The sequence below is a fragment of the uncultured Capnocytophaga sp. genome, assembly GCF_937936315.1.
Taxonomy (GTDB): Bacteria; Bacteroidota; Bacteroidia; order Flavobacteriales; family Flavobacteriaceae; genus Capnocytophaga.
In genome coordinates, this window is the sequence record NZ_CALGWU010000045.1 from 1 (window position 1) to 6,100 (window position 6,100).

The following is a 6,100-nucleotide window of genomic DNA, read 5'->3' on the forward strand; positions in this document are numbered from 1 at the left end:
TGTAATTAGTTAATGAACAAATAATAAAAACATATAGAAATGAAAAAGACAATAAACCTTTTAACTCTTACGACTATTATGAACCTATCAGCACAACAAATGCACCCCGTACAATACACCCGCAATGATGGTATTAGCATTGCAGCTAATGTCTATACACCTGCGGGATATGACAAAACTAAAAAATATCCTGCTATAGTGGTAGCCCACCCTAACGGTGGCGTAAAAGAACAAGTCGCAGGTTTGTATGCCGAGCTTTTGGCAAAGCAAGGTTATATTGTGATAGTTCCCGATGCTGCTTATCAAGGAGCCAGTGGAGGTACCCCTCGTAATGTAGATACCCCTTCCAGCCGTACTGCCGACCTTCACGCTGCTGCCGATTTTATCAGTACCTACGCCGGGGTAGATGCCAATCGTATCGGGATACTCGGTATCTGTGGCGGAGGAGGCTATACACTCAATGCAGCAAAAACCGATAAGCGATTTAAAGCTGTAGCAACATTAAGTATGTTCAACACAGGATTGGTGCGCCGTAATGGTTTTAAAAACTCGCAAGTAGCTACTATCCAACAACGACTTAAAGAGGCTTCCGAAGCCCGCGAAGAAGAAGCTCGTGGTGGTCAGGTGCGTTATGTGGGCAATATGCCTAAAATGAGCAAAGAAGAGGTTGCTAAAATGCCTTTTGAACTCTATCGCGAAGGTTATGAATATTATCTTGAAACCCATGCCCACCCAAACAGCACCTTCCGTTACACCCAAAGTAGTCTTCTGGACTTGATGCGCTTTGATGCTACCGACCAAATAGAGCTTATCAACCAACCGCTCTTAATGCTTGCCGGTAGTAAAGCCGACACTCGTGATATGACCGAAGATGCCTTTGCTAAAGCCGTCAATGCACAACCTAAAGAACTCTATTTGCTTGAAGGAGCCACCCATATCCAAACCTATTGGAAAGAACCCTACGTAACCCAAGCAGTAAAGAAACTCACAGAGTTTTTTAAAAAGAATTTGTAATAAATAAATAATTAATCAGTCGTCAAGAATACTGACGAAAAAAGATGAATAAAAGCAAATTATTAACACTTGCACTTGCTTTTTTTACTTTAATAGGAACGGCAAGTTGCCAAAACAAAGACGAAGAAATGAACAACAAGAAGAATACCCAAAAGATTCTTTTTATCAACGGAAGCCCAAACCCTAACGGCAATACGGCTCAGTTAGCACAAACATTACTCAAAGGAAAAACATACGAAACACTTAATCTAGTAGAGTATAGAGTCAATCATTACGGACAGACTCTCTCGGGCGACCAATTCGATGAAGTATTGACGAAAATTAGAAATGCCGATATCATTGTGCTTGGTTCTCCTGTATATTGGCACAATATAAGTAGCATCGTACGCACCTTGTTAGAGCGTTTTTACGGGACTATTGCCCCAAATTCGTTTGCTCCTCGTAAACTCTTTTTTTTATATCAAGGTTTAAGTCCTTCCGAGTTTATGATTAATGACGGAGAATACACTATAAAACGTTTTTGTGAAATGTATGGTTTTAGCTATGAAGGAATGGCTAACAATCAATCACAAGCACAAAAACTCTCCGAAAAACTGAAATAATTAAAAGTATATGAAAAAGAATAATGTTTTAACTCCGATATGTTTATCTTTGGTAAGCATAGGGGCATTGGCACAAGAAAATGAGGTTATAGCTCAACCTCCTACCGAAACGGTAAATATTACTCCAGTAGTATTCAAAAACCAGACTTCTGGTTTTCAATTAGCAGGAGTGATTTATACTCCCATAAAAATGAAGAAAAGCGACCATCTACCTGCGGTAGTAGTACAAGGACCTATGGGAGGTACTAAAGAACAAACCGCCAGTCTTTACGCACAACTTTTAGCTGAAAAAGGGTTTGTTACAATGGTGTATGATTATTCTTATTTTGGTTCTAGTGAGGGACAACCTCGCGCTTATGAAGACCCTACTATAAAAGCTACCGACATCAATAGCGCAGTGGCTTTTATAGCAAAATATCCCAATGTAGATAAAAACAAAATCTTTGCTGTAGGCATCTGTGGTTCAGGAGTGTATTTACCTTACGCTGTTACCTTGGCTAAATCGTCTCCATTGAAAGCTATTGCAGTAGTCAATCCTTTTGAATTGATCCACTTAGGTGCCCCTAATGGCAAGAGTGAAGCACAGTTGCTCGCTGAAAAGAAACTGTATGAAGAAAAAGGTATTGTTACACGTGTAAATCTCATTGAAGAAGGTTCTGAAGGAGCTGAGTATTACTACAACAGCAAACGAGGAGCTGCTCCTAATTGGTTGCCGTTTGCGTCTTGGTCTGAGCTTTCTTGGCGCAAATTCTTTCCTGCCGAAGAAGTAAAAAAACTACATACACCTTTCTTGGTAATAGCAGGCGAAAATGCTTTCACTCGCCAAGGAGCAGAATTGATGTATAACAATGCCGCTACTAATAGTAAGGAATTTTTTGTAGTTCCTAAGGCTCGACATTTCGATATGTACGACAAAGAAGCCTATCTATCAGTTATCATTCCTAAAATCATTACATTTTTTAATCAATATTCTAAACAATAGCAAAATGAAAAGAATTTTTATAACCCTCGCCACAGCGATTTCCTTAGTAGGCTGCAACTGCAACCAAGAATGCAAGACAGCTTCTCAAAATGAAAGTGAAAGTTCTGTGCTTGCTATTAAAGAACAAGGTTTCTTCACCGCAGGAGGTGCCGTGCTTAAAACCGATGGTACTTTCGACCCCATTAAAGGTCAGTACAACCCCGCCGGACAAACGCTTCACGCCGATTATGCCAATATCTTCTACCAAGTACCTCAGCCCTACAACAATCACCGCGTATACTTCCTGCACGGTTTCGGTCAGTCGCGTGTGGGCTGGATGAACACCCCCGATGGGCGCGAAGGGTTTGCCCCTATGTTCCTCCGCAAAGGCTATGCTACTTACCTTATCGACCAACCTCGCCGTGGGGCAGCAGGGCAACCCTCAGTAGAAGCTACAGTAACCACCCCTACTTTAGACCAAGCGTGGTTTACCCAATTCCGTATGGGATATTATCCTAAACTTTTTAGCAATTCTAAATTCCCCCAAGGAGAAGAAACACTACATAAGTTTTTCCAACAAATGACTCCTAACATAGGTGAGTTTGATATTCCAAAAGTAACGGAGGCTTTAGTCGCTACTTTCGAGAAAGGAGGTGACGGTATCTTTATCACGCACTCACAAGGTGGTATTATTGGTTGGAATGTTGCGATGCAAACCCCAAAAGTAACAGCTGTTGTAGCCATTGAGCCAGGCACTTTCCCCTTCCCCGAAGGTGAAGTTCCTACGATTACCAAAGAAAATACTTCTTTCCCTGTAGGAGGTTTTGGTGTACCTAAAGAACAGTTTCTCACCCTCACTAAGCGACCTATCGTTATCTATTTTGGTGACAATATTCCTGATTTCGATAAGACTGCCGAGCTACCCGCTCAAAACTTCTGGAGTGGTGTACGCGAATTGGCTTACAAATTTGCCGAAGTGATCAATGCCAACGGAGGTGACTGCAAAGTTATCGATTTGCCTAAGGCAGGTATCACTGGCAACACCCACTTTATGTTTCAAGACCTCAATAACCAAGAAGTTTTTGAACATATCTACAAATGGTTAGAAAGTAAGAAATTAGCAAATTAAAATTGTATGAAAAAAATTATTATCTTTGCAATGGTACTCTTGACAGTAGCGATGAGTGCCCAAGTAAAACAACAAAATACAATGAAAAAAGAAGCTAAAAAACAAACTGCTGGACGAGACCGCCTCGGTAATTTTGCACCTAAATTCGCTGAACTCAATGATGATATTCTTTTTGGACAAGTGTGGAGTCGTGAAGGGGAACTTTCTGCTCGTGACCGCAGTATGGTAACCATCGCTACCCTAATAGGGAGTGGAGCGCCTGATTTTACTATTAAGTCGCACCTTACCGAGGGCAAGAAAAACGGCATCAGCAAAGACGAAATAGCCGAGATGATTACCCATATTGCCTTTTATGCAGGCTGGCCTAAGGCGTGGAGTGCTTTCCTTGCTGCTAAGGAAGTCTATGCTAATGAAATAGCTGCCGACCCAAGCCATGGCAATGCAGGATATATCTTTGCCCTTGGCGAGCCTAATTCCCCCGAAAACAGCAAGCACTTTTCTGGTAAAAGCTATTTGAATGTATTGGTTGCCCCCGATAAGAAAAACAACATATTGGTTGCCAATGTTACTTTTGAGCCCTCTTGTCGTAACGATTGGCACGTGCATAGTGCCGAACAAATACTCTTGGCTACCGAAGGGACAGGTTGGTATCAAGAGTGGGGCAAGCCTGCCCAACTGCTGCAAAAAGGCGATGTGGTAGTAGTGCCTGCAGGGGTAAAACACTGGCACGGAGCTACCGCTCAAAGTTGGTTTGCCCATTTGGCTATAATGGATGTGCAAAAAGCTAAAACCGAATGGAAAGAACCTGTAAGTGAAAAAGAATATACTCAATTAACAAAATAAGAATTACAAATGAAAAACATCCTATTAAACAATGGGGTACAAATGCCCCTATTGGGTTATGGAGTATTCCAAGTAGACCCCGAAGAATGTGAACGTTGCGTAAGTGATGCTATTTCGGTAGGCTACCGAATGATTGACACAGCCCAAATCTACAAAAATGAAGAGGGTGTAGGCAATGCTATTAAGAAAAGTGGTATCGACCGTAAAGAGTTCTTTATCGTTACCAAAGTGTGGATAAGCAATGCAGGCTATGAAAAAGCTAAAGCCTCTATCGAAACCTCTTTGCGCAAACTCCAAACGGATTATATAGACCTCCTACTCGTTCACCAGCCTTTTGGTGACTATTATGGCTCTTATCGAGCTATGGAAGAAGCCTACAAAGAAGGCAAAGTGCGCGCTATTGGCGTGAGCAACTTCTATGCCGATAGATACCTGGATTTGGCATACCACTGCGAGATAAAACCTATGGTAAACCAGATGGAAACACACGTATTCTACCAACAGCAAGACCTCCAAGAGCTAATGAAGAAATACGATACCAAGCTAATGTCGTGGGGACCTTTTGCTGAAGGTAGAAACGATTTCTTTGCCAATCCTACGCTCAATGCCATTGGTGAAAAGTATCACAAAAGTGCTGCCCAAGTAGCCTTGCGCTACCTATTACAACGCGATATTATTTGTATTCCTAAGTCGGTGCGTAAAGAGCGTATGGAACAGAACTTCAATGTTTTTGATTTCCAACTATCCCAAGAGGATATGGCAAAGATTGAAGCCCTCGATACCAAGCAACCGCTCTTCTCTTCTCGCCGAGATCCTGCTTTTGTAGAGATGATACTAGAATATGGTAAATAGCAAATGTGCTAATTAGTAAAATTCCCGTGTGGTACTACCACACGGGAATTTTTAATAAAACATCTAACTTGTATCTATTTGCTAAATTCTACTTCAGCATTTAGTTTAGTTATCTTTTCTTGCAATTTAGTGATGTCTTTTTGCAATTTCTCAATACGGCGATTACTTTTGGCTAAATTCTTGTTAGCCTTACTAGCTTTGCGCAATGCCTTTCGAGCTTTGTTCGCTTTTTTAGCACTTGCTGAAGCCGAACTCGCATCACTAAAAGCATCCGTGCGATCAGTAGCTTCTTCATTAGCCTGTGCAGCCTCAGTTTGCAACGACTGATTATTGGTTTGCTCTTGTGTGAGTTTCATTTGCAATTCGTTGAGCTCGGTATTGAGTTTCAAGGCTTGTTGTTGTTTTTCCAAGCGTTTCATCTCTGGTGATTTAGCTGTACCACAACCCGCTAGCATAAAGGAAGCTAACACTCCCATTAAAAGTACTTTTCTCATAATTATATTATTAATATTTTAATGCCACAAAAGTAATACTTAATTGCCTAATATGCAAATTCGCTAATTTACTAATTTGCTAATTATTAAATTATCACTACCTTTGCATTTAGAATAACTTAAAAACAATACAATATTATGAGAAAAACTTTTATCATTTTATGCATTTGGAGCATCATTGTAGGTTGCTCTCAAGAACAAAAAG

The 6,100-nt window shown here is 40.9% G+C and carries 7 protein-coding genes; 6 read left to right on the forward strand and 1 reads right to left on the reverse strand.

Translation table 11 applies throughout. The features are described 5' to 3' along the window. Positions 1-39: 39 nt before the first annotated feature. Genes Q0162_RS08915 through Q0162_RS08940 form a run of 6 tightly spaced genes read left to right on the forward strand, consistent with a single transcriptional unit; the run spans position 40 to position 5,401 of the window. A complete protein-coding gene (locus tag Q0162_RS08915; RefSeq protein WP_297890983.1) occupies positions 40-1,014 on the forward strand; it encodes an alpha/beta hydrolase in 975 nt (324 codons plus the stop codon). Between the two features lie 44 nt (positions 1,015-1,058). Then, positions 1,059-1,616 (forward strand): flavodoxin family protein, encoded by a 558-nt coding sequence (locus Q0162_RS08920; RefSeq protein ID WP_297890984.1) that lies wholly within the window; start codon positions 1,059-1,061, stop codon positions 1,614-1,616. A 10-nt stretch (positions 1,617-1,626) separates the two neighbouring features. Next, entirely contained in the window at positions 1,627-2,598 is a 972-nt protein-coding gene (locus Q0162_RS08925; protein ID WP_297890985.1) for an alpha/beta hydrolase, read from the forward strand. Between the two features lie 4 nt (positions 2,599-2,602). Further along, positions 2,603-3,706 carry an alpha/beta fold hydrolase gene (locus tag Q0162_RS08930; protein ID WP_297890986.1) on the forward strand — a complete coding sequence of 368 codons (1,104 nt, stop codon included), beginning with the start codon at positions 2,603-2,605 and terminating at the stop codon, positions 3,704-3,706. Positions 3,707-3,712: 6 nt separating this feature from the next. Further along, entirely contained in the window at positions 3,713-4,549 is an 837-nt protein-coding gene (locus tag Q0162_RS08935) for a carboxymuconolactone decarboxylase family protein (RefSeq protein WP_297890987.1), read from the forward strand. Positions 4,550-4,558: 9 nt separating this feature from the next. Beyond that, on the forward strand, positions 4,559-5,401 hold the full coding sequence (locus Q0162_RS08940) for an aldo/keto reductase (RefSeq protein ID WP_297890988.1): 843 nt from the start codon (positions 4,559-4,561) through the stop codon (positions 5,399-5,401). A 74-nt stretch (positions 5,402-5,475) separates the two neighbouring features. Here the strand turns inward: Q0162_RS08940 and Q0162_RS08945 are convergent, their stop codons facing one another. Further along, positions 5,476-5,895, reverse strand: a complete 420-nt coding sequence (locus tag Q0162_RS08945) for a SlyB protein (RefSeq protein ID WP_297890989.1) — start codon at positions 5,893-5,895, stop codon at positions 5,476-5,478. Positions 5,896-6,100 lie beyond the last annotated feature (205 nt).